Source organism: Streptomyces sp. DSM 42067 (assembly GCF_055792885.1).
On the sequence record NZ_CM147706.1, the window covers coordinates 2,622,386 to 2,643,751 of the forward strand.

Annotated in this window: 17 protein-coding genes, 1 tRNA gene and 1 pseudogene; 13 read left to right on the forward strand and 6 right to left on the reverse strand. The window is 68.7% G+C overall.

Features of this window, described 5'->3' with window-relative positions:
* Positions 1-115 precede the first annotated feature (115 nt).
* The 5 genes and pseudogenes from ACSMXV_RS12305 to ACSMXV_RS12325 all read left to right on the forward strand — a co-directional run.
* Positions 116-2,386 carry an FdhF/YdeP family oxidoreductase gene (locus ACSMXV_RS12305; RefSeq protein ID WP_473177677.1) on the forward strand — a complete coding sequence of 757 codons (2,271 nt, stop codon included), beginning with the start codon at positions 116-118 and terminating at the stop codon, positions 2,384-2,386.
* Between the two features lie 226 nt (positions 2,387-2,612).
* Positions 2,613-3,101 carry a PaaI family thioesterase gene (locus ACSMXV_RS12310; protein ID WP_473177678.1) on the forward strand — a complete coding sequence of 163 codons (489 nt, stop codon included), beginning with the start codon at positions 2,613-2,615 and terminating at the stop codon, positions 3,099-3,101.
* A 116-nt stretch (positions 3,102-3,217) separates the two neighbouring features.
* Positions 3,218-4,090, forward strand: a complete 873-nt coding sequence (locus ACSMXV_RS12315; RefSeq protein ID WP_473177679.1) for a trypsin-like serine protease — start codon at positions 3,218-3,220, stop codon at positions 4,088-4,090.
* A gap of 605 nt (positions 4,091-4,695) precedes the next feature.
* Positions 4,696-5,106 carry a hypothetical protein gene (locus ACSMXV_RS12320; RefSeq protein WP_473177680.1) on the forward strand — a complete coding sequence of 137 codons (411 nt, stop codon included), beginning with the start codon at positions 4,696-4,698 and terminating at the stop codon, positions 5,104-5,106.
* Positions 5,103-5,267 (forward strand): annotated as a pseudogene (locus ACSMXV_RS12325) (Tat pathway signal sequence domain protein); the annotation flags it as partial. The gene ACSMXV_RS12320 and the pseudogene ACSMXV_RS12325, both read left to right, overlap by 4 nt.
* 98 nt (positions 5,268-5,365) lie before the next feature.
* Here ACSMXV_RS12325 and ACSMXV_RS12330 read toward each other — a convergent pair.
* A complete protein-coding gene (locus ACSMXV_RS12330; protein WP_473179256.1) occupies positions 5,366-5,500 on the reverse strand; it encodes a hypothetical protein in 135 nt (44 codons plus the stop codon).
* A gap of 526 nt (positions 5,501-6,026) precedes the next feature.
* On the opposite strand from ACSMXV_RS12330, the gene ACSMXV_RS12335 reads away from it, so the two are divergent.
* The 5 genes from ACSMXV_RS12335 to ACSMXV_RS12355 all read left to right on the forward strand — a co-directional run bounded on the left by ACSMXV_RS12335 (position 6,027) and on the right by ACSMXV_RS12355 (position 11,740).
* Positions 6,027-7,256 carry a branched-chain amino acid ABC transporter substrate-binding protein gene (locus tag ACSMXV_RS12335; RefSeq protein WP_473177681.1) on the forward strand — a complete coding sequence of 410 codons (1,230 nt, stop codon included), beginning with the start codon at positions 6,027-6,029 and terminating at the stop codon, positions 7,254-7,256.
* Positions 7,257-7,366: 110 nt separating this feature from the next.
* Positions 7,367-8,299 (forward strand): branched-chain amino acid ABC transporter permease, encoded by a 933-nt coding sequence (locus ACSMXV_RS12340; RefSeq protein ID WP_473177682.1) that lies wholly within the window; start codon positions 7,367-7,369, stop codon positions 8,297-8,299.
* Positions 8,300-8,304: 5 nt separating this feature from the next.
* A complete protein-coding gene (locus ACSMXV_RS12345; RefSeq protein ID WP_473177683.1) occupies positions 8,305-10,128 on the forward strand; it encodes a branched-chain amino acid ABC transporter permease in 1,824 nt (607 codons plus the stop codon).
* A gap of 5 nt (positions 10,129-10,133) precedes the next feature.
* Positions 10,134-11,027: an ABC transporter ATP-binding protein gene (locus ACSMXV_RS12350; protein ID WP_473177684.1), complete on the forward strand. Its 894-nt coding sequence runs from the start codon at positions 10,134-10,136 to the stop codon at positions 11,025-11,027.
* Positions 11,024-11,740, forward strand: coding sequence for an ABC transporter ATP-binding protein (locus ACSMXV_RS12355; protein WP_473177685.1), 717 nt, complete (start codon positions 11,024-11,026; stop codon positions 11,738-11,740). The genes ACSMXV_RS12350 and ACSMXV_RS12355 overlap by 4 nt, the downstream gene beginning before the upstream one ends.
* A 95-nt stretch (positions 11,741-11,835) precedes the next feature.
* Here the strand turns inward: ACSMXV_RS12355 and ACSMXV_RS12360 are convergent, their stop codons facing one another.
* Entirely contained in the window at positions 11,836-12,492 is a 657-nt protein-coding gene (locus ACSMXV_RS12360; RefSeq protein ID WP_473177686.1) for an ANTAR domain-containing response regulator, read from the reverse strand.
* Between the two features lie 104 nt (positions 12,493-12,596).
* Here ACSMXV_RS12360 and ACSMXV_RS12365 point away from each other — a divergent pair.
* Both ACSMXV_RS12365 and ACSMXV_RS12370 read left to right on the forward strand, forming a co-directional pair.
* Positions 12,597-12,679, forward strand: a tRNA-Leu gene (locus ACSMXV_RS12365).
* An 83-nt stretch (positions 12,680-12,762) separates the two neighbouring features.
* Positions 12,763-13,551 carry a helix-turn-helix domain-containing protein gene (locus ACSMXV_RS12370; protein ID WP_473177687.1) on the forward strand — a complete coding sequence of 263 codons (789 nt, stop codon included), beginning with the start codon at positions 12,763-12,765 and terminating at the stop codon, positions 13,549-13,551.
* 46 nt (positions 13,552-13,597) lie between these two features.
* On the opposite strand, the gene pyk is transcribed toward ACSMXV_RS12370, so the two are convergent.
* Positions 13,598-15,034, reverse strand: coding sequence for a pyruvate kinase (pyk, locus tag ACSMXV_RS12375; RefSeq protein ID WP_181661940.1), 1,437 nt, complete (start codon positions 15,032-15,034; stop codon positions 13,598-13,600).
* A gap of 292 nt (positions 15,035-15,326) precedes the next feature.
* Entirely contained in the window at positions 15,327-16,058 is a 732-nt protein-coding gene (locus ACSMXV_RS12380; RefSeq protein WP_473177688.1) for an SIMPL domain-containing protein, read from the reverse strand.
* A gap of 169 nt (positions 16,059-16,227) precedes the next feature.
* On the opposite strand from ACSMXV_RS12380, the gene ACSMXV_RS12385 reads away from it, so the two are divergent.
* Positions 16,228-18,033: a bifunctional metallophosphatase/5'-nucleotidase gene (locus ACSMXV_RS12385; RefSeq protein WP_473177689.1), complete on the forward strand. Its 1,806-nt coding sequence runs from the start codon at positions 16,228-16,230 to the stop codon at positions 18,031-18,033.
* A gap of 168 nt (positions 18,034-18,201) precedes the next feature.
* Here the strand turns inward: ACSMXV_RS12385 and ACSMXV_RS12390 are convergent, their stop codons facing one another.
* Both ACSMXV_RS12390 and ACSMXV_RS12395 read right to left on the reverse strand, forming a co-directional pair.
* The gene (locus tag ACSMXV_RS12390; RefSeq protein ID WP_473177690.1) at positions 18,202-19,734 is read right to left on the reverse strand and encodes a lysine N(6)-hydroxylase/L-ornithine N(5)-oxygenase family protein; all 1,533 of its coding nucleotides are present in this window, start codon (positions 19,732-19,734) and stop codon (positions 18,202-18,204) included.
* The gene (locus ACSMXV_RS12395) at positions 19,731-21,158 is read right to left on the reverse strand and encodes a pyridoxal phosphate-dependent decarboxylase family protein (protein ID WP_473177691.1); all 1,428 of its coding nucleotides are present in this window, start codon (positions 21,156-21,158) and stop codon (positions 19,731-19,733) included. Before ACSMXV_RS12395 ends, ACSMXV_RS12390 begins: the two co-directional genes overlap by 4 nt.
* Positions 21,159-21,366: the final 208 nt, after the last annotated feature.

Consider the following 21,366-nt stretch of genomic DNA (forward strand, 5'->3'; position numbering starts at 1 on the left):
GCAGGTCCGGCCCGGCCCACCCGCCCTCGTTGTCAGCACGACGTGCGAGGATGCGGAGACGTTCCTCACAGATGCGATCACAGGTGACCGACAAGGGTCCCGAAGGAGAGCAGCGATGGCCACCAAGCCGCCCCAGGGCGATCCGGTGCAGGACGCGCCGAGCGTCGCCGAGCCGCAGCACGCAGCAGCAGGGCTCCCGGCCATCGGCCATTCGCTGCGCATGGCCCAGCAGCAGATGGGTGTGCGCCGCACGGCGCTGACGCTGCTGCGCGTGAACCAGAAGGACGGCTTCGACTGCCCCGGCTGCGCCTGGCCCGAGCCGGAGCACCGGCACACGGCGGAGTTCTGTGAGAACGGCGCGAAGGCGGTCGCCGAGGAGGCGACGCTGCGCCGCGTCACGCCCGACTTCTTCGCCGCGCACTCGGTGGCGGACCTCTCGACCCGCAGTGGCTACTGGCTGGGCCAGCAGGGCCGCCTCACGCACCCCATGTATCTGGCGGAGGGCGCCGATCACTACGAGGCGGTGCCGTGGGAGCGGGCCTTCGACATCATCGCCGAGGAGCTTCAGGCCCTCGCGTCGCCGGACGAGGCCGTCTTCTACACCTCCGGCCGCACCAGCAACGAGGCCGCGTTCCTGTATCAGCTGTTCGCCCGCGAGTTCGGTACGAACAACCTGCCCGACTGCTCCAACATGTGCCACGAGTCGTCGGGGTCGGCGCTCACCGAGACGATCGGCATCGGCAAGGGCAGCGTCCTGCTTGAGGACCTCTACCAGTCGGACCTGATCATCGTCGCCGGGCAGAACCCGGGCACGAACCACCCCCGGATGCTCTCGGCCCTGGAGAAGGCCAAGGCCAACGGCGCGCGGATCATCACGGTCAACCCGCTGCCCGAGGCGGGCCTGGAGCGGTTCAAGAACCCGCAGACCCCCAAGGGCCTCACCAAGGGCACCGCCCTCACCGATCTCTTCCTGCAGATCCGCATCGGCGGCGACCAGGCCCTGTTCCGGCTCCTCAACAAGCTGATCCTCGAGACGGAGGGCGCGGTCGACGAGGAGTTCGTGCGCGAGCACACCCATGGCTACGAGGAGTTCGCGGCCGCCGCCCACGCCGCGGACTGGGACGAGACCCTCGCCGCGACCGGTCTGCCGCGCGAGAAGATCGAGGAGGCCCTGCGCATGGTGCTGGCCTCCCAGCGCACCGTGGTGTGCTGGGCGATGGGGCTCACCCAGCACAAGCACGCGGTGCCCACCATCCGCGAGGTGGTCAACTTCCTGCTGCTGCGCGGCAACATCGGCCGCCCCGGCGCGGGTGTGTGCCCGGTCCGCGGCCACTCGAACGTGCAGGGCGACCGCACGATGGGCATCTTCGAGCGTCCGGCGCCCGCCTTCCTGGACGCGCTGGAGCAGGAATTCGGCTTCGCTCCCCCGCGCGAGCACGGCTATGACGTCGTACGGGCCATCCGCGCGCTGCGGGACGGCGAGGCGAAGGTCTTCTTCGCGATGGGCGGCAACTTCGTGTCGGCCTCGCCCGACACCGACGTGACCGAGGCGGCGATGCGCCGCGCACGGCTGACGGTGCACGTGTCGACGAAGCTCAACCGCTCACACGTCGTCACGGGAGCGCGTGCCCTGATCCTGCCCACGCTCGGCCGCACCGAGCGGGACCTCCAGGGCAGCGGCGAGCAGTTCGTGACCGTCGAGGACTCCATGAGCATGGTGCACGCCTCGCGCGGCCGGCTGGAGCCGGCGAGCCCGCTGCTGCTCTCGGAGCCGGCGATCGTGTGCCGTCTCGCCCGGCGGGTGCTGGGCGAGGACAGCCGCACCCCGTGGGAGGACTTCGAGAAGGACTACGCGACGATCCGCGACCGCATCGGGCGCGTCGTCCCGGGCTTCGAGGACTTCAACGCGCGCGTGGCACGCCCCGGCGGGTTCACGCTGCCGCACGCCCCGCGCGACGAGCGCCGCTTCCCGACGGCCACGGGCAAGGCCAACTTCACCGCCGCCTCCGTCGAGTACCCGACGCTCCCCGAAGGCCGTCTGCTGCTGCAGACGCTGCGCTCGCACGACCAGTACAACACCACGATCTACGGCCTGGACGACCGCTACCGCGGCATCACGAACGGCCGCCGGGTCGTCCTGGTCAACCCGGACGACGCGGCTGCGCTCGACCTGGCCGACGGTGTGTACGCGGACCTGGTCAGCGAGTGGGAGGACGGCGTGGAGCGGCGGGCGACCGGCTTCCGGGTGGTGCACTACCCCACCGCACGCGGGTGCGCTGCGGCGTACTACCCGGAGACGAACGTCCTCGTCCCGCTGGACGCGACCGCCGACACCAGCAACACACCCGTGAGCAAGTCCGTCGTCGTACGCCTGGAGCGCCGATGAGCAGGTCGGTCCGGGTGACCGGGGCACCGACGAGCGAGCCGGTCCCCCGTACGACTGGGGCGCCGGACAGCACGCCGGTCGCGGTACGGCTGGAACGGAAGGGATGCTCCCGTCGGGAACAGAGGACCCCGGCCTAAGCGTTTGCTCAGTCGTCCTGATAAGAAACGGTGCACATGCCATGCACCGCCGTACGGCGGCGAGACAACGAACGGAGCCGGGCCATCCCATGGGCGAACAGCACACAGTGAAGTTCCCGCAAGAGGTCATCGACGAGTACGCCTCACTCGGCGTCGACCTGCCCGCGCTCTTCTCCGCGGGGCACCTCGGCACCCGTATGGGCATCGAGATCCAGGAGGCGTCGGCGGACCGCGTGGTCGGCACGATGCCCGTCGAGGGCAACACCCAGCCGTACGGCCTGCTGCACGGCGGCGCCTCCGCCGTGCTCGCCGAGACCCTCGGCTCGGTCGGCTCGATGCTGCACGGCGGCAGCACGAAGATCGCCGTCGGCGTCGATCTCAACTGCACGCACCACCGCGGGGCGCGGTCCGGCCTGGTGACCGGCGTCGCGACGCCGCTGCACCAGGGGCGCTCCACGGCGACGTACGAGATCGTCATCACGGACGAGCAGGACAAGCGCGTCTGCACGGCGCGGCTGACGTGCCTGCTGCGGGACGTCAGCCCCAGCGACGAGGAGCGCATCCGCGCCGCAGGCTGACAGCGAAGGCTCCGTTCCGGGGCGGGCATGCCCTTGTGGCAGCCCGCCCCAGGCGCTTCACTGGCGCTCAACTCCCGCGGGGAGAACACCCGTACCACCCATCGAAGGGGTTCTTCTTGACCGTCATACGCGCCACCGCCGTCACCGCGGCGGCCTGTGCCGCGGTGCTCGCCACCGCGCTTCCGTCCTCCGCGATCAACTCCTACAACGCGACGCCCGCGCCGGAGCGCACCGAGGTCGGCGCGCTCGTCGCCACCTGGGACAACGACGGCGACCCTGCGACCCCGGACCGGGTCGACTGGGTCTGTTCCGGCACCATGATCGACGGCGACACGTTCCTGACCGCCGCGCACTGCACCACCGACTGGCCGGACAACGTGAAGTTCTACGTCTCGCTCGACCAGGACGTGCAGGCCGGTCTTGACGCCGCCGCGAAGAAGTACCCGGGCGACCCGGCCGCACAGGCGAACGCCGTCGCCGTCCAGGGCACGGCCCACAGCCACCCCGGCTACCCCGGACCCGCCTCGGACACGCACGACATCTCGGTGATCGAACTGCCCGCCGCGAAGGTCAAGTCCCGCTGGTCGTTCACCCCGGCCACCCTGCCGACCGCGAACCAGCTGGGCGCGCTCGGCCCGCAGGGGCTGAACTCCACCGACTGGTTCGTCGCCGGATACGGCACCCAGGAGGCCGTCAACGGCCCCGGCGGCCAGACCCACCCGGGCGGCGGCGTCCGAATGAAGGCCCCCGTGACCTTCAACGCCCTCAACGACGCCTGGGTGCGCCTCGCCATGACCGCACCCCAGGGCAACGGCGGCGCCTGCTACGGCGATTCGGGCGGCCCCAACTTCGCGGTCATCGGCGGCAAGAACGTCCTCGCCGCCACGACCATCACGGGCGACACCCCGTGCTACGCGACGAACGTCACGTACCGGCTGGACACACCCGGCGCGCGGGCCTTCCTCGCTCCGTTCGTCGCCCTGCCCTGACCGGAGGCGGAGCAGCAGGGCGCCGTGCGCAGCGGCCGGGTGGCCGGGCACCGGGCCCGACGGTCGCCGCGCACGGCCCAGCGAGCCCGGGCACGCACCCGGTGAGACCGGGCGCCGCGAATGGCCGGGCGGGCACCCGCCACGAGTCACCCTCCCGGGCGCCACGCCCGGGAGGCCAGGACTTCCCTCGGAGTGCGGAGCGCCCAGGTCGGCGCGCTCCCCGCGCTTGTGCGCTCGACGCAACGCCGAGCGCCGCGCACAGCTGGGCCCGGCACCACGCCGGATGTGGCCCGGTGCCGGGCCACATGACCTCTGGCGCCCAGCGAGGACAGGCCCGCGGCGGAGTCCGCCGACGCCGGATCGGCCCGCAGGACGCGCTCGCCGCGCCTGTGCGCTCGACGCAACCCTGGGCGCGCACAGCTGGGGCCCGGCACCACGCCGGATGTGGCCGGTGCCGGACACATGACCTCTGGCGCCTGGCAACAAGCGGCGGGCGACGACAGGGCCGGGGCCGAGTCCGTCGACGCCGGGTCGGCCCGCGGGACGCGCAGTCCGGCCCTGGGGAGCCATTGATCCCGATACGCCCGGCGCCCTAGCGTCATGGCATGAGAACTGGAGCAGTGCCCGAGTCCACGGCGGGGTTCAGACGTGTGCTCGGGCTGCTGCTCGTGTCCGTCGTCGTGGTCACGGGGTGCGCGAACTCGACGACGAAGGCGCGCCCGGGGGCGAGCCCGGGTTCCCCGTCCCCGCGGTCGACACCGCCCGAGGACATCTGCACCCGGCTCGTGGCCCACTGGTCGCGGGAGGCGCTGGACGGTGAAGGCTATGGGGACTACCAGTCGATGGGTCTGTCCAATGGGCAGTACGCGATCCTCATGGATGTCGTGGACGCCGCCCGCGCCGCGAAGAAACGTAACAGCCGTACGGCGGCGGAGGAGCTGATCGACAGCAGGTCCCGCGAGCTGTGTGCCGAGCGCTATCGCAACGGCACCCCGGCCGGCGGACCCTGGCAGTGAGCGGCATCGGTCCCGTCGAGCCGGGCGAGGAAACCCATGCCTTAGGCCCTCCGGACCCCGGAGACTCTTCGGGCCCGGGCTCACAACCCGAGTTCGCAGCCGGGCCCCTGCGCAGGGCGTATGCGCGACACCGCCGACGCTTCCTCGCAACGGCTGCCGCCGCCGTACTCGCAGCCGTCCTGGGCTACCTGCACCTCACCCGGCCGGAGCCCCCGCCGGGGCCGGCACCCCCGTATCCCTCCCTGGTCGTCGACATCACCTACGACGGAAAGACGAGTCCGCCGCCCGGCGCACCCCGGGGAGCGTTCACGTTCGCCGTGATGCTGAGCGTGTCCTCCGGCCCTCCCGTCACGGTGCAGTCGATCACCCAGCCGTCGTCCGCGCTCTCGCTCACCGTCGTCCCGCGTCCTCCCTTCCGGACACAGGCCGGCCATTCCCGTCGGCTCGTCCTCACCATTCATGTGAGGGAATGCGGAAAGGCGCCGCGGAAGGCAAGGCTCCCGTTCATCTCCGTAACGTTACGTAACACGCGCGCAATAGTGGAGCACAGTTTCATCCTCGGCGAGCACTATGCCGAAGACCTCTCAAGTGCCCTGGAAGCCACCTGCGTTAAGGGGAAAAAGTCATGACCAAAAACGCTTTACAGTCCTGATAGTCGCGGGGGCGGAATCCTGCATGTTCTCACCATGTGGACTGGACGAACCGGCTGAAACGCAACCCATCCGTCCATCGAGTACCGCTCTGCAATACGCCGAGGCATAACAAGAGCATCACAGCCTCGGGCAGGCTCTCCTCCCTTCCCACACACCCGCTTAGAGTCACGCCCAGTCACCGCGCCACAGGATTCGAACTCTGCTTCGGTCCAGCGCTCGACTCGGCGCGTTCCACAGAGGGACCGTCGTGCCACGAAAGGACTGATCGTGCGTCAACGTTCGCTCATCGCCATGACCGCCGCCCTGGCGGCGGGTGCGCTCACCCTCACCGCCTGTGGCTCGCGCGACGAAAACAGCGGCGAAGGCTCCGGCGACAGCGGCACCACCGTCGTCATCGGTGTCGACGCCCCGCTGACCGGTGACCTCTCCGCCATGGGCCTCGGCATCAAGAACTCGGCGGACCTCGCCGCCAAGACCGCCAACAAGGAAAAGTACGTCGACGGCATCACCTTCAAGATCGAAGCCCTCGACGACCAGGCCCAGCCCTCCGCCGGCCAGCAGAACGCCTCCAAGTTCGTCGCCGACAAGGACATCCTCGGCGTCGTCGGCCCGCTGAACTCCTCCGTCGCCGAGTCCATGCAGAAGGTCTTCGACGACGCCAAGCTGGTCGAGGTCTCCCCGGCCAACACCAACCCGGCGCTCACCCAGGGCACCGACTGGCAGACCAGCAAGGCCCGCCCGTACAAGTCGTACTTCCGCACCGCGACCACGGACGCGATCCAGGGCCCGTTCGCCGCCCAGTACGTCTACAACGACGCCAAGAAGAAGAAGGTCTTCGTCATCGACGACAAGAAGACCTACGGCGCCGGCCTCGCCGCCACCTTCACCGAGGAGTTCAAGAAGCTCGGCGGCAAGGTCGTGGGCACCGAGCACATCAACCCCGACACCAAGGACTTCTCCGCGGTCGCCACCAAGGTGAAGCAGTCCGGCGCCGACGTCGTCTACTACGGCGGCGAGTACCCGCAGGCCGGCCCGCTGAGCAAGCAGATCAAGGCCGCCGGTGCCAAGATCCCGCTGGTCGGCGGTGACGGCATCAACTCCGCGGACTACATCCCGCTCGCCGGCTCCACCGCCGCCGGTGACCTGTCCACCTCGGTCGGCGCCCCGGTCGAGGACCTGGACTCCGCCAAGGACTTCGTGGCCGACTACAAGGCCGCCGGCTACAAGGACGAGTACTCCGCCTACGGCGGCTACTCCTACGACTCCGCCTGGGCCATCATCGAGGCCGTCAAGAAGGTCGTCGAGGACAACGACGGCAAGCTGCCGGACGACGCCCGCGCCAAGGTCACGGAGGCCATGCAGAACGTCTCCTTCGACGGTGTGACCGGCAAGGTCTCCTTCGACGAGTACGGTGACGCCACCAACAAGCAGCTCACCGTCTACAGCGTCGAGGACGGTGCCTGGAAGCCGGTCAAGACCGGTACCTACACCGGCTGACCCACCCTGCACCTTCGCTGAGCCGCGCGGGGCGCTGTCCACTGGCGCCCCGCGCGGACTCACGTCCGGCACATCCGTCGAAAAATCCGAACCGTCTCGGAGGACATGCGGTGAACGAACTGCCGCAGCAGCTGGTCAACGGCCTGCTACTGGGATCCATGTACGGGCTGGTCGCCATCGGCTACACGATGGTCTATGGCATCGTCCAGCTCATCAACTTCGCCCACGGCGAGATCTTCATGACCGGAGCGTTCGGCGCTCTGACGATCTATGTGTACGTGCTGCCCGACGGCACGTCCATGTGGATCGCCCTGCCGCTGATGCTCATCGGCGCCGCCCTGGTCGCCACCACCATCGCCGTGGGAGCGGAACGATTCGCCTACCGCCCCCTCCGCAACGCCCCACGTCTCGCCCCCCTCATCACCGCTATCGGCCTCTCGCTCGCCCTGCAGCAGGCGGTGTGGGCCTGGTACCCCGGTGCCAAGTCCGCCCTCGTCTTCCCGCAGATCGACGGCGGTCCCTTCGAGATCGGCAGCGTCACCATCCAGACCGGTGATGTGTTCCTGCTCATCGCTGCCCCCATCAGCATGGCCTTCCTCGCCTACTTCGTCATGAAGACCCGCACCGGACGCGGTATGCAGGCCACCGCCCAGGACCCCGACACCGCGAAGCTCATGGGCGTCAACACCGACCGCATCATCGTGATCGCGTTCGCCCTCGGCGCCACCTTCGCCGCCGTCGGCGGTGTCGCCTACGGCCTGAAGTACGGCCAGATCGACTTCCGCATGGGCTTCCTCCTCGGTCTGAAGGCGTTCACCGCGGCCGTCCTCGGCGGCATCGGCAACATCTACGGCGCAATGCTCGGCGGCGTCGTGCTCGGCGTCGCCGAGACCCTGGCCACCGCCTACATCGCGGACATCCCCGGCATGGACCAGTTCGGCAGCAACGCCTGGGCCGACGTCTGGGCCTTCGTACTCCTCATCCTCGTACTGCTGTTCAGGCCGCAGGGCCTGCTCGGCGAGCGCGTCGCGGACAGGGCGTGACACCGATGACCACACAGACCACCACACCCGAAACCCCCACCCCCACCACCGGCGCCCCCACCGGCCTGATCGGCATCCCGCCGAAAACCGGCCGCGCGCTCGCCCTCGGCGGCAGCGTCCTGACGATCATCTCCACGTTCCTCGCCTGGACCTGGACCGCAGCCTTCCCCGGCGACCTCACCGTCTACGGATACCCGGGCGGCCTACAGGTCCTCGTCCTCATCGGCGGCGCCCTGGCCACCCTGCTCTGCCTCGCGTCCTACGGCGTGAAGGGCCTCGGCTGGCTCGTGCCCGCCGGCGCCGACGCGGCCATCAGGCTCGCCACCCTCGCCACCTTCGCCACCGCCTGGTACACGGTCATCGCGATCAGCGCCACCCTCGGCGGCGTCGTCAACCTCGAGCCCGGCGGCTTCATCGTCGCCATCGCGAGCCTCGCCGCCCTCCTCGGCGCCCTCGCCCTGCCCTTCGAGCGGCCCGAGCCCGACCCGATCGACCCCGACGACACCGGCTGGGAACTCTTCAAACACCAAGCCGGCCACAAGTGGGAGACGTTCAAGGCGCTCTTCGCCTCCGGCACCCCCCGCCGCGTCGGTGCACTCCCCTCCTACGCCGAAATCCTGATCATCGTCGCCGTACTCGCCCTCGGCCTCACCGTCTTCACATACGGCATCGGCACCGAGTACGACGAGCTCTTCGTCGGCTTCCTGATCATGGCCGGCCTCGGCTTCGCCGCCCTCAACAAGGCCGGCCTCATCGCCCAGGCCTCCCAGATCACCGCCCGGCACCAGAACATCACCATCTGCGGCGCCTTCGTCGCGGCGGCGCTCTTCCCCTTCACCCAGACCGACGACCAGTACGCGACCATCGGCGTCTACATCCTGATCTTCGCCACCGTCGCCCTCGGCCTGAACATCGTCGTCGGCCTCGCCGGCCTCCTCGACCTCGGCTACGTCGCCTTCCTCGGCGTCGGCGCCTACGCCGCGGGCCTGGTCTCCGGCTCCCCCAGCTCGCCGTTCGACGTCAAGTTCCCCTTCTGGGCCGCAGTCCTCGTCGGCGCCCTCGCCTCGCTCATCTTCGGCGTCCTCATCGGCGCCCCGACCCTGCGACTGCGCGGCGACTACCTGGCCATCGTCACCCTCGGCTTCGGTGAGATCTTCCGGATCACCGTCAACAACCTGGACGGCACCTCCGGACCGGACCTCACCAACGGCTCCAACGGCATCGCATCGATCCCGAACCTCAACATCCTCGGCTTCGACTTCGGTGCCGAGCACGCCTTCGGTGGCTTCACCATCGGCCGCTTCGCCAACTACTTCTTCCTGATGCTGCTCATCACCGCCGTCGTCGTGCTGGTCTTCCGACGCAGCGGTGACTCCCGCATCGGCCGCGCCTGGGTCGCCATCCGCGAGGACGAGACCGCCGCACTCGCCATGGGCATCAACGGCTTCCGGGTCAAGCTCATCGCGTTCGCCGTCGGCGCCTCCCTCGCCGGTCTCGCCGGCACGGTCCAGGCACACGTCACCTACACGGTGACCCCGGAGCAGTACCTCTTCGCCGGCACCATCCCCCCCAACTCCGCCTTCCTGCTCGCCGCGGTCGTCCTCGGCGGCATGGGCACCATCAGCGGCCCGCTCATCGGCGCGGCCCTGCTCTTCCTCATCCCCAACAAGCTCCAGTTCCTCGGCGACTACCAGCTCTTCGCCTTCGGTCTCGCACTCATCCTGCTGATGCGCTTCCGCCCGGAGGGCATGATCCCCAACCGGCGTCGCCAGCTCGAGTTCCACGAGGATGCGGAAGCGCCCACCGTCCTGACGAAGACAGGGGCCTGACCACAATGACCACCAACACCACCAAGGTCGCCCCCACCGGTGAGACCGTCCTCGACGCCCGCGGCGTGACCATGCGCTTCGGCGGCCTCACCGCCGTACGCAACGTCGACTTCACCGTGAACGCCGGCGAAATCGTCGGCCTCATCGGCCCCAACGGCGCCGGCAAGACCACCTTCTTCAACTGCCTCACCGGCCTGTACATCCCCACCGAGGGCGAAGTCCGCTACAAGGGCAACGTCCTGCCACCCAAGTCCTTCAAGGTCACCGCGGCCGGCATCGCCCGCACCTTCCAGAACATCCGCCTGTTCGCCAACATGACAGTCCTGGAAAACGTACTCGTCGGCCGCCACACCCGCACGAAGGAAGGCCTGTGGTCCGCACTCCTGCGCGGCCCCGGCTTCCACAAGGCAGAAGCCGCCTCCCGTGAACGCGCCATGGAACTCCTCGAGTTCGTCGGCCTGGAGAAGAAGGCAGACCACCTCGCCCGCAACCTCCCCTACGGCGAACAGCGCAAGCTGGAGATCGCACGCGCACTGGCCAGCGAGCCGGGCCTGCTGCTCCTCGACGAGCCCACCGCCGGCATGAACCCCCAGGAGACCCGCGCCACCGAGGAACTCGTCTTCGCCATCCGCGACAAGGGCATCGCCGTACTCGTCATCGAGCACGACATGCGGTTCATCTTCAACCTCTGCGACCGCGTCGCCGTCCTCGTCCAAGGCGAAAAGCTCATCGAGGGCGACAGCGCAACCGTCCAGGGCGACGAGCGCGTCATCGCCGCCTACCTCGGCGAACCCTTCGAAGGCGCCCCCGGCACCGACGAGGTCGCGGAGGTCGAAGCCGCCGAGGCACACGCCGAGACCACGAACGACGCCGCGCCCGGCAAGGAGAACGACCGATGACCGCACTGCTCGAAGTCGAAGACCTCCGGGTCGCCTACGGCAAGATCGAAGCCGTCAAGGGCATCTCCTTCAAGGTCGACGCCGGCGAAGTCGTCACCCTCATCGGCACCAACGGCGCCGGCAAGACCACGACGCTCCGCACCCTGTCGGGCCTGCTGAAGCCCGTCGGCGGCCAGATCAAGTTCGACGGCAAATCGTTGAAGAAGATCCCCGCCCACCAGATCGTCTCCCTGGGACTCGCCCACTCCCCCGAAGGGCGGCACATCTTCCCCCGCATGACGATCGAGGACAACCTCCGCCTCGGCGCCTTCCTCCGCAGCGACAAGGCAGGCATCGAAAAGGACATACAGCGCGCCTACGACCTCTTCCCCATCCTCGGGGAACGCAGGAAGCAGGCCGCGGGCACCCTCTCCGGCGGCGAACAGCAGATGCTCGCCATGGGCCGCGCGCTCATGTCCCAGCCGAAGCTGCTCATGCTCGACGAGCCGTCCATGGGCCTGTCGCCGATCATGATGCAGAAGATCATGGCGACCATCGCCGAGCTGAAGTCCCAGGGCACGACGATTCTGCTCGTCGAGCAGAACGCCCAGGCCGCACTCTCGCTCGCCGACCACGGCCACGTCATGGAGATCGGCAATCTCGTCCTCTCCGGCTCCGGACGCGACCTCCTCCACGACGAATCCGTACGCAAGGCGTACCTCGGCGAGGACTGACGCCCCACAGCTGTCCCCCGCCCATACGAACGAGGCCCGCCTCCTCAAAGGGAGGCGGGCCTCGCCACACCCATACACAAAGGCTCGAAACGGACCTACTGCCCCTTCGCGGCCTTCTTCTCCTCGGAATCCTGAATAACCGCCTCGGCGACCTGCTGCATCGACATACGCCGGTCCATCGACGTCTTCTGAATCCAACGGAAGGCGGCCGGCTCCGTCAGCCCGTACTCCGTCTGCAGAATCGACTTCGCCCGGTCCACCAGCTTCCGCGTCTCCAGGCGCTGCGTGAGGTCCGCGACCTCGTTCTCCAACGTCTTCAGCTGCTGGAACCGAGAAACGGCCATCTCGATCGCCGGCACCACATCGCTCTTGCTGAACGGCTTCACGAGATACGCCATCGCACCCGCGTCCCGCGCCCGCTCCACCAGATCACGCTGCGAGAACGCCGTCAGCATCAGCACCGGAGCAATCGACTCCTCACCGATCTTCTCCGCAGCCGAGATGCCATCCAGCTTCGGCATCTTCACATCCAGGATCACCAGATCCGGCTTGTGCTCCCGCGCCAACTCGACGGCCTGCTCACCGTCCCCCGCCTCACCGACGACGGTGTAGCCCTCTTCCTCGAGCATCTCCTTGAGATCCAGACGGATGAGCGCCTCGTCCTCGGCGATGACGACACGCGTCGTCAGCGGAGGCACATGCGACTTGTCATCGTCATCGGCTACGGGCTGGGGCGACTCGGGGGCGGTCACGTGGGCTCCTCGCTGCGCAGGTCTGGCATGGTACTGCTGACTATGCAGACTACCTAGCGGCGGCGAGCTGCGGTGACCCGGTACACTCCCTCTCGGGTCGTCCAGCCGGGTTGGCGGAATGGCAGACGCTGATGTCTCAAACACATCTGTCCGAAAGGACGTGCGGGTTCGACTCCCGCACCCGGCACGCTTGACAAGCGGATGTTCACGTTCTTGTGAACATCCGCTTTTTGATACGTACGGCCACTCGGCGTGGCACAGAGTAGCCACATGATCTTTCACGGGACTCAGGTCCGACAGACCGCCGTCGCGCTGCTGCGCGGCGGCGCGAAGAACGCAGATGTCGCTCGAAAGCTCGACGTACCCGTAGGGACCATCAGCTACTGGAAGCACATGGACCGCGCCAAGCGCGGAGAGTGCCCAGGGAAGCATGATCCAAACTGTCCCCGGTGCGACGACCGCGAGCTGGACGGTGCGGCGTACGCCTACCTGCTCGGGCTCTATCTCGGCGACGGGCATATCAGTCATTACTCCGAGCACCGAGTGCCCAACCTCATGATTACCTGCACTGAGTCATGGCCGGGCCTTATGGACGAATGTGAGCAGGCCATGCGCGCGGTCTTCCCCGACAACTCCGTCTGCCGCGTACGCAGGAAGGGGTGCCGCAACGTGAAGGTCTACTCGAAGCACCTGCACTGCCTGTTCCCGCAGCACGCCCCCGGGAAGAAGCACGAGCGCAACATCGTCCTCGAGCCCTGGCAGCAAAAGATCGTCGACGCCTACCCGTGGGAGTTCATACGAGGGCTCGTCCACTCCGACGGGTGCAGGATCACCAACTGGACCACCCGCCTGGTGGGCGGCGAGCGCAAGCGCTACGAGTACGGCCGGTACTTCTTCGCCAACAAGTCCGACGACATCCGGAAGCTGTTCACCAATACGCTCGACAAGGTCGGCGTCGAGTGGACCACCCTGGCCCGCGGCAGCGACCCCTTCAACATCTCCGTCGCCCGCCGCGCCTCCGTAGCCCTCATGGACGCACACGTAGGGCCGAAGTACTGACCCCAGTACTTCGGCCCGTAAGACGACAGACAACCGTCCCGCTCCCCTACTTCGGGGAGTCGTCCTCGCCGATGTGGTGGACGCGGACCAGGTTCGTCGATCCCGGAACCCCGGGCGGCGAGCCGGCCGTGATGACCACCATGTCGCCCTTCTCGCAGCGGCCGATCTTGAGGAGCTGCTCGTCGACCTGGTCGACCATGGCGTCGGTGGAGTCGACGTGGGGGCCGAGGAAGGTTTCGACGCCCCACGTCAGGTTGAGCTGGGAGCGGGTGGCCGGGTCGGGTGTGAAGGCGAGGAGGGGGATCGGGGAGCGGTAGCGGGAGAGGCGGCGGACGGTGTCGCCGGACTGGGTGAAGGCGACGAGGAACTTGGCGCCGAGGAAGTCGCCCATTTCGGCGGCCGCGCGGGCGACGGCGCCGCCCTGGGTGCGGGGCTTGTTGCGGTCGGTCAGGGGCGGGAGGCCCTTGGCGAGGATGTCCTCCTCGGCTGCCTCGACGATCCGCGACATGGTCTTGACGGTTTCGATGGGGTATTTGCCGACGCTGGTCTCGCCGGAGAGCATTACGGCGTCGGTGCCGTCGATGACGGCGTTGGCGACGTCGGAGGCCTCGGCGCGCGTTGGCCGAGAATTGTCGATCATCGAGTCGAGCATTTGGGTGGCGACGATGACCGGTTTGGCGTTGCGCTTGGCGAGTTTGATGGCGCGCTTCTGGACGATGGGCACCTGTTCGAGGGGCATTTCTACGCCGAGGTCGCCGCGGGCGACCATGATTCCGTCGAAGGCGGCGACGATGTCGTCGATGTTCTCGACTGCCTGGGGCTTTTCGACCTTGGCGATGACCGGGAGGCGGCGGCCTTCTTCTCGCATGATCCGGTGGACGTCGCGGATGTCGTCGCCGCTGCGGACGAAGGAGAGGGCGATGACGTCGAATCCGGTGTTGAGGGCCCAGCGGAGGTCGTCTTCGTCTTTTTCGGAGAGTGCGGGGACGGAGACGGCGACGCCGGGAAGGTTGAGGCCTTTGTGGTCGGAGACCATGCCGCCTTCGACGACGGTGGTGTGGACGCGGGGGCCGTCGACGGCGGTGACTTCGAGGCAGACCTTGCCGTCGTCGACGAGGATGCGTTCGCCGGGGGTGACGTCGGCGGCGAGGCCGCCGTAGGTGGTGCCGCAGGTCTGGCGGTCACCTTCGGCGCCTTCTTCGACGGTGATGGTGAATTCGTCCCCGCGTTCAAGGAGTACGGGGCCTTCGCTGAAGCGGCCGAGTCGGATCTTCGGGCCTTGAAGGTCGGCGAGGATTCCGACACTGCGACCGGTCTCGTCGGCGGCCTTTCGTACGCGCTGGTAGCGCTCCTCGTGTTCGGCGTGCGTGCCGTGGCTGAGGTTGAAGCGGGCGACGTCCATTCCGGCTTCGACCAGCGCTTTGATCTGGTCGTACGAGTCGGTTGCGGGGCCCAGAGTACAGACGATCTTTGCTCGGCGCATGGTTTGAGCGTATGCCTTACCGGCGGGTAGAGAATTGGTCGCGCATGACTACTCAACAACCTTTACGTGAAGGTCTCTTGACAAAGGTTGAATTGTGCGCAGGGCCGCTCCGATGAGCATTCGATGTGCCCCCGTATGGGTATTCCTGTGGTTCTTCCATGTCGTTTCCGCGTGGGCTTCGGGAGGTCGGTGCCGCCGATCCGGACACGTCCATTCGCGGGTCCGCCCGGGTACGTGCGGGGCTGGGGGCACCTCCCAGCGGTAGCTGGGGGAGGGAGTTTGACGACAGGGCCTAGGGCTCCAGACGGGGTGGCGTCATGGTGAAGCGGGCGTTGACCTGGGCGTGGATGTGCTGCCGTTGGGGTTCCAGGTCGAGGGGTGCGGCTTCGTCGGCGGCTTCGGCGGCGTAGGCCGCTGTGCGCATGCGCGGTGCGGCAGTGGCTCCCATGGCGCCGTAGGGGGCGGGGCTCTCGGCGCCGATGTCAGCGAGTTCGACGAGGGCGGCGAGGGTCGTGCCGAGGGCGGCGGCGTATTCGCGGGCGCGCTGGACGGCGTCGCGTACGGCCTGCTGGCGGGCCTCACGGTGGGCGGGTGAGTCGGGGCGGAGGTCCCACCAGGGGCCGTCGACGCGGGTGAGGTCGAGGTCGGCGAGGCGGGTGGCGAGTTCGCCCAGTGCCGTGAAGTCGGTGAGTTCTGCGGTGATGTGGACGCGGCCATGGTAGGCGCGGACGCGTTCGCCGCGGCCGTATTTGGTGAGTTCGGGGGCGATGGAGAAGGCGCCGGTTTCGAGTTTCTCGACGGCTTCTCCGTACGTCTTGACGAGGTCGAGGACGGTGGCGTTGCGGCGGGTGAGGTCGTCGAGGGCTTCTCGGCGGCTGGTGCCGCGGGCGCTGACCGTGATGCCGATGCGGGCGATCTCGGGGTCGGCTTCGAGGTGTGCTTCGCCGCGGACCGCGATGCGGGGGGCGTCGGGGGTGCCGTAGGGCGGGTGGGGGGCGGGCGGCTGTGGGGTTTCAGCGGTCATGGGCCCACTGTGGCACCGGCGTCCGGGAGTTGGCGGTCATCAGATCGAAACGCGAAAGGGGTGTTGCCGACTGGGGCCGGTGGGACAGAATTCTACGCGCGTTGTGTCATCGCGCGTAGATCGGGCCCGCCGAGTCGGGCAAGCCCGCTGAGTCAAGCAAGGAGACGAAATGCCGTTCGACAGAAGGTCGTTCCTGGGCCGGTCCGCCGCCACGGGTGCGGGTGTCGCACTCGCAGGTGCGGCCGCCGTTCCCGCCTCCGCCACCACGGCCGAGTCGGCGGCCGGAGGGGCGCCGAAGCGGTACGCGTTCACGGTCATGGGCACGACCGATCTGCACGGCAACGTCTTCAACTGGGACTACTTCACGGACAAGGAATTCGACGACAAGGCCCACAACGACGTGGGTCTGGCGAAGATCTCCACGCTGGTGGACCAGGTCCGCAGGGAGAAGGGCCGGCGCAACACGCTGCTGATCGACGCGGGTGACACGATCCAGGGCACGCAGCTGTCGTACTACTACGCCAAGGTCGATCCGATCACGGCGGAGAACGGTCCGGTGCATCCCATGGCCCAGGCCATGAATGCGATCGGCTATGACGCGGCGGCGCTCGGCAACCACGAGTTCAATTACGGCATACCGGTGCTGCGGAAGTTCGAGCAGCAGTGCCGTTTCCCGCTCCTCGGCGCCAACGCGCTGGACGCGAAGACGCTGAAGCCCGCCTTCCCGCCGTATGTCATCAAGAGGCTGCGCACTCCGTACGGCCATGATGTGCGGGTGGCGATCCTGGGTCTCACCAACCCGGGAATCGCGATCTGGGACAAGGCGAATGTGCAGGGCCAGATGACGTTCCCCGGTCTGGAGGAGCAGGCCGCCAAGTGGGTGCCGAAGCTGCGGTCGATGGGTGCGGACGTCGTCATCGTGTCGGCGCATTCGGGTTCGTCGGGCACGTCGTCGTACGGGGACCAGCTGCCGTACATCGAGAATGCGGCCGGTCTTGTGGCGGAGCAGGTGCCGGGGATCGACGCGATTCTGGTCGGGCATGCGCACACGGAGATCCCCGAGTATTTCGTGACGAACAAGGAGACCGGCAAGCAGGTGGTGTTGTCGGAGCCGCTGAAGTGGGGGCAGAGGCTGACGCTGTTCGACTTCGGGCTGGTGTGGGAGAAGGGCCGCTGGACGGTGGAGACCGTGGCCGCGCAGGTCCTGAACTCCAACACGGTGGAAGAGGACCCGGAGATCACGAAGATCCTGCAGGACGAGCACGAGAAGGTCGTGGCCTACGTCAATCAGGTGATCGGGACGAACGCAGCGGAGATGACGTCGGCGGAGGCTCCGTACAAGGATGTGCCGATCATCGATCTGATCAACCACATTCAGGCCGCGACGGTGAAGGACGCGCTGGCGGGCACCGAGTACGCGTCGCTGCCGGTGCTGTCTCAGGCGGCGTGTTTCTCGCGGAGCGCGGTGATTCCGGCGGGTGAGGTGACGATCCGCGATGTGGCGGGTCTGTATGTCTTCGAGAACACGCTGGAGGCGCGGCTGATGACGGGTGCGCAGATCAAGGCGTATCTGGAGTTCTCGGCGAACTATTTCGTCCAGACGGCCGCGGGTGCCGACGTCGACCCGGCGAAGCTGACGAACGCGAACGGTACGCCGGACTACAACTACGACGTGGTCAGCGGTCTCACCTATGAGATCGACATCGCGAAGGCGGCCGGTTCGCGGGTGACGAATGTGCAGTTCGAGGGTGCGGCGCTGGCTGACGACGCGCAGTTCGTGCTGGCCGTCAACAACTACCGGGCCAATGGCGGCGGCAATTTCCCATTTGTCGCCGCCGCCAAGCTGCTGTGGTCGAATTCCGACGAGATCCGCAACACAATGATCGCGTGGGTGAAGGAGAAGGGATCCATCGACCCGGCGGAGTTCGCGTCGGCGGACTGGAAGCTGACGCGGGACGGGGCGCCGGTCTTCTAGGAATGCCGGTCCTCTAGGAATGCCTGTCCTCTAGGAATGCCTGTCCTCTAGGAATGCCTGTCCTCTAGGAGGAATGCCTGTCCTCTTGGATGGCCGGTCTTCTAGGATTGCCGGTCTTCTGGGAACTTCCTGACTTGTAGGGATACCCGTCTTCTGGGGATGCCTGTCTTACAGGGAGGCCGGGTCTGCCAGCCGCGCCCGGCCGATCCCGCCCGTGCGGCCGACCTCGGCCCCGCCCATCCGGCCGGGTTCCGGCGTCGGCTGCTCGTCAAGGCCGAAGGTGGTGAACGCGGTGCGCCGGGGCAGCGGGTAGGGGTCCTTGCCGGTGACGGCGTTGAGGATGGCGGCGCTGCGCCAGGCGGCGAGTCCGAGGTCGGGGGCGCCGACGCCGTGGGTGTGGCGTTCGGCGTTCTGGACGTAGACGTTGCAGCCGGTTGCCGTGATGGAGGGGTCGAGGTCCACGCGGTACTGCTCGTCGATGCGGAGGCGCCCCGCCGTGTCGCGACGGATATGGGGGGCGAGGTCGGCGAGGAGCCGGTCGAGGGGCCGCTCGCGGTAGCCGGTGGCGAGGACGACGGCGTCGGTGCGGAGGCGGGAGCTCGTGCCCTGCTGGCGGTGTTCCAGGTCGAGTTCGATCGTGGCCTGCCCGACGCGGGACGCGGCACGGACGCGGACGCCCGGGGTGAGGACGGCGTCGGGCCAGCCGCCGTGCAGGGTGCGCTGGTAGAGCTCGTCGTGGATGGCGGCGATGGTGTCGGTGTCGATGCCCTTGTGGAGCTGCCACTGGCGTGGCACGAGGCGGTCGCGTACGGGCTGGGGCAGGCCGTGGAAGTAGCGGGTGTAGTCGGGCGTGAAGTGCTCGAGCCCCAGCTTCGAGTACTCCATCGGCGCGAAGGCCTCGGTGCGGGCAAGCCAGTGGATGCTCTCGCGCCCGGCGGGGCGGTGTCGTAGGAGGTCGAGGAACACCTCGGCGCCGGACTGGCCGGAGCCGACGACGGTGATGTGCCCGGCGGCCAGGATGCGCTCGCGGTGCCGGAGGTATTCGGCGGAGTGCACGACGGGTACGGCGGGTGCGTCGGCGAGCGCTCTGAGGGGCTCGGGGACATACGGGGCGGTGCCGATGCCGAGGACGATGTTCCGGGCGTGGGTGCGGCCGAGTGCCTCGGCTTCTCCGTCGGTGTCGAGCTGGGTGAAGTCGATCTCGAACAGGGAGCGTTCGGGGTCCCAGCGGACGGTGTCGATCTGGTGGCCGAAGTGCAGGCCGGGGAGGTTCTCGCTGACCCAGCGGCAGTAGGCGTCGTATTCGGCGCGCTGGATGTGGAAGCGCTCGGCGAAGTAGAAGGGGAACAGCCGCTCGCGGTGGCGCAGGTAGTTGAGGAACGACCAGGGGTTCGCGGGGTCGGCGAGGGTGACCAGGTCGGCGAGGAACGGCACCTGGAGCGTGGCGCCGTCGATGAGGAGTCCGGGGTGCCAGTGGAAGGCGGGCCGCTGGTCGTAGAAGGCGGTGTCGAGCTCGGCGAGGGGGTGCGCGAGGGCGGCCAGGGAGAGGTTGAAGGGTCCGATGCCGATGCCGACCAGGTCGCGGGGGGCTTGGGGTGTGGGGTGGGCGCACTCTCGGTGAGTGGCGGGGCCGCGGCGGTGGGCGGGCCGGGGGGCCGGACGGTCGGCGTGCCGGCCGGGGTCGGGGGGCGTCGGGCTCATCGGGCGGTGTTTCCTTCCACCAGTGTCAGCAGGCCGGCGAGGTCGCCGGGCCGTGTGTGCGGGTTGAGCAAGGTGGCTTTGAACCAGAGCCGGCCGTCGAGCCGGGCACGGCCGAGGACGGCGCGGCCATCGGTGAGCAGCGCCCGTCGTACGCGGGCGAGTTCGGCGTCGTCGGACCCTGTGGGCCGGAACAGGACGGTGCTGATCGTGGGTGTGTCGTAGAGCTCGAATCCGGGGTGGGCGTCGATGAGCTGCGCGAATTCGCGGGCGGCCGCGCAGACCCGGTCGACGAGCGCGCCGAGGCCGGTGCGGCCGAGGGCTCTGAGGGTGACGGCGGTCTTGAGTATGTCGGGGCGACGCGTGGTACGCAGGGAGCGGCCGAGCAGGTCGGGCAGGCCGGCTTCGGTGTCGTCGTCGGCGTTGAGGTAGTCGGCGCGGTGGGCCAGGGCGTCGAGGTCGTGCGGGTCGCGTACGGCGAGGAGCCCGGCGGCGACGGGCTGCCAGCCGAGTTTGTGCAGGTCGAGCGTGACGGTGTGGGCGCGGTCGAGACCGTCCAGTTTGGCGCGCTGCCGGTCGCTGAAGAGGAGCCCGCCGCCGTATGCGGCGTCGATGTGCAGACGTGCGCCGTGGGTGCCGCACATGTCGGCGATCTCGGGCAGGGGGTCGATGAGTCCGGCGTCGGTGGTGCCGGCGGTGGCGGCTACGAGGACGGGGCCGTTCAGCTGGGTGAGGGTGTCCGCGAGGGCGGTGGGGTTCAGGGTGCCCGCCGGTGCGGGCACGATGACGGGTTCGGGCAGCCCGAGCAGCCAGGCGGCGCGGTGCAGGGAGTGGTGGGCGTTCTCACCGCATACGAGCTGGACCGTGCCGTGCTGTTCGCGGGCGAGGAGGAGGGCGAGCTGGTTGGACTCGGTGCCGCCGGTGGTGACGAGGGCGTCGGCAGTACGGACGCGTGGGTACACCTCGGCGGCGAGGGCCGCCGTGACAAGGGCTTCCAGTGCGGAGGCGGCGGGGGCCTGGTCCCAGGAGTCCAGGGACGGGTTGAGCGCGGAGACGGCGAGATCGGCGGCCGTGGCGAGCGCCAGGGGCGGGCAGTGGAGATGGGCGGCGCAGAGCGGTTCGGCGGGGTCGGCGGCGCCTTCCGTCAGGAGGCGGACGAGGGTGTGGAGTGCCTCGTCGGCGCCGGTGCCTTGTGGGGGCAGGGCGGTGCCTACGGCCTCGCGGACGCGCGCGGCCACGGCCTCCGGCCCTCCCGGCGGGAGGGGGCCGCGGCGGGCGGAGGCTCCTTCGTGCAGGGCGTCGAGGACGGTGGTCAGCAACGGGCGCAGGGCGGTGGGGCCTTGGGGGCCGCCGGAGAGGGGCGGCACTGCCGTCCTCTCCTCCTCTGATGGTGGGGACGGCAGTGCCCGCGGGGGCGGGGTGCTCATGGGGTGTCCTTCGGGTGGGCGGTGGGCGCGACGGGTGCAGGGGGCACCAGCCTCAACGATCGGGACACGCAAGTGGTACTGGCGTGCCGCGTGTTGTGGCGGGGGCCACCCCCGACCCGGGGTGCAGGTTCCACGTCGGGCACCCGCCGGTGTGGGGTGCGCGCCCACCCCTGCCGGGGGCCGGGCCGTACGCGACGCCCCCGCCGTC

Bases quoted from the DNA above. Each gene is read 5' to 3' on its own strand.
- ACSMXV_RS12305 (WP_473177677.1), top strand. From the start codon at position 116: ATGGCCACCAAGCCGCCCCAGGGCGATCCGGTGCAGGACGCGCCGAGC.
- ACSMXV_RS12310 (WP_473177678.1), top strand. From the start codon at position 2,613: ATGGGCGAACAGCACACAGTGAAGTTCCCGCAAGAGGTCATCGACGAG.
- ACSMXV_RS12320 (WP_473177680.1), top strand. From the start codon at position 4,696: ATGAGAACTGGAGCAGTGCCCGAGTCCACGGCGGGGTTCAGACGTGTG.
- ACSMXV_RS12345 (WP_473177683.1), top strand. From the start codon at position 8,305: ATGACCACACAGACCACCACACCCGAAACCCCCACCCCCACCACCGGC.
- ACSMXV_RS12350 (WP_473177684.1), top strand. From the start codon at position 10,134: ATGACCACCAACACCACCAAGGTCGCCCCCACCGGTGAGACCGTCCTC.
- ACSMXV_RS12355 (WP_473177685.1), top strand. From the start codon at position 11,024: ATGACCGCACTGCTCGAAGTCGAAGACCTCCGGGTCGCCTACGGCAAG.
- ACSMXV_RS12370 (WP_473177687.1), top strand. From the start codon at position 12,763: ATGATCTTTCACGGGACTCAGGTCCGACAGACCGCCGTCGCGCTGCTG.
- pyk (WP_181661940.1), bottom strand. From the start codon at position 15,034: ATGCGCCGAGCAAAGATCGTCTGTACTCTGGGCCCCGCAACCGACTCG.
- ACSMXV_RS12380 (WP_473177688.1), bottom strand. From the start codon at position 16,058: ATGACCGCTGAAACCCCACAGCCGCCCGCCCCCCACCCGCCCTACGGC.
- ACSMXV_RS12385 (WP_473177689.1), top strand. From the start codon at position 16,228: ATGCCGTTCGACAGAAGGTCGTTCCTGGGCCGGTCCGCCGCCACGGGT.
- ACSMXV_RS12390 (WP_473177690.1), bottom strand. From the start codon at position 19,734: ATGAGCCCGACGCCCCCCGACCCCGGCCGGCACGCCGACCGTCCGGCC.
- ACSMXV_RS12395 (WP_473177691.1), bottom strand. From the start codon at position 21,158: ATGAGCACCCCGCCCCCGCGGGCACTGCCGTCCCCACCATCAGAGGAG.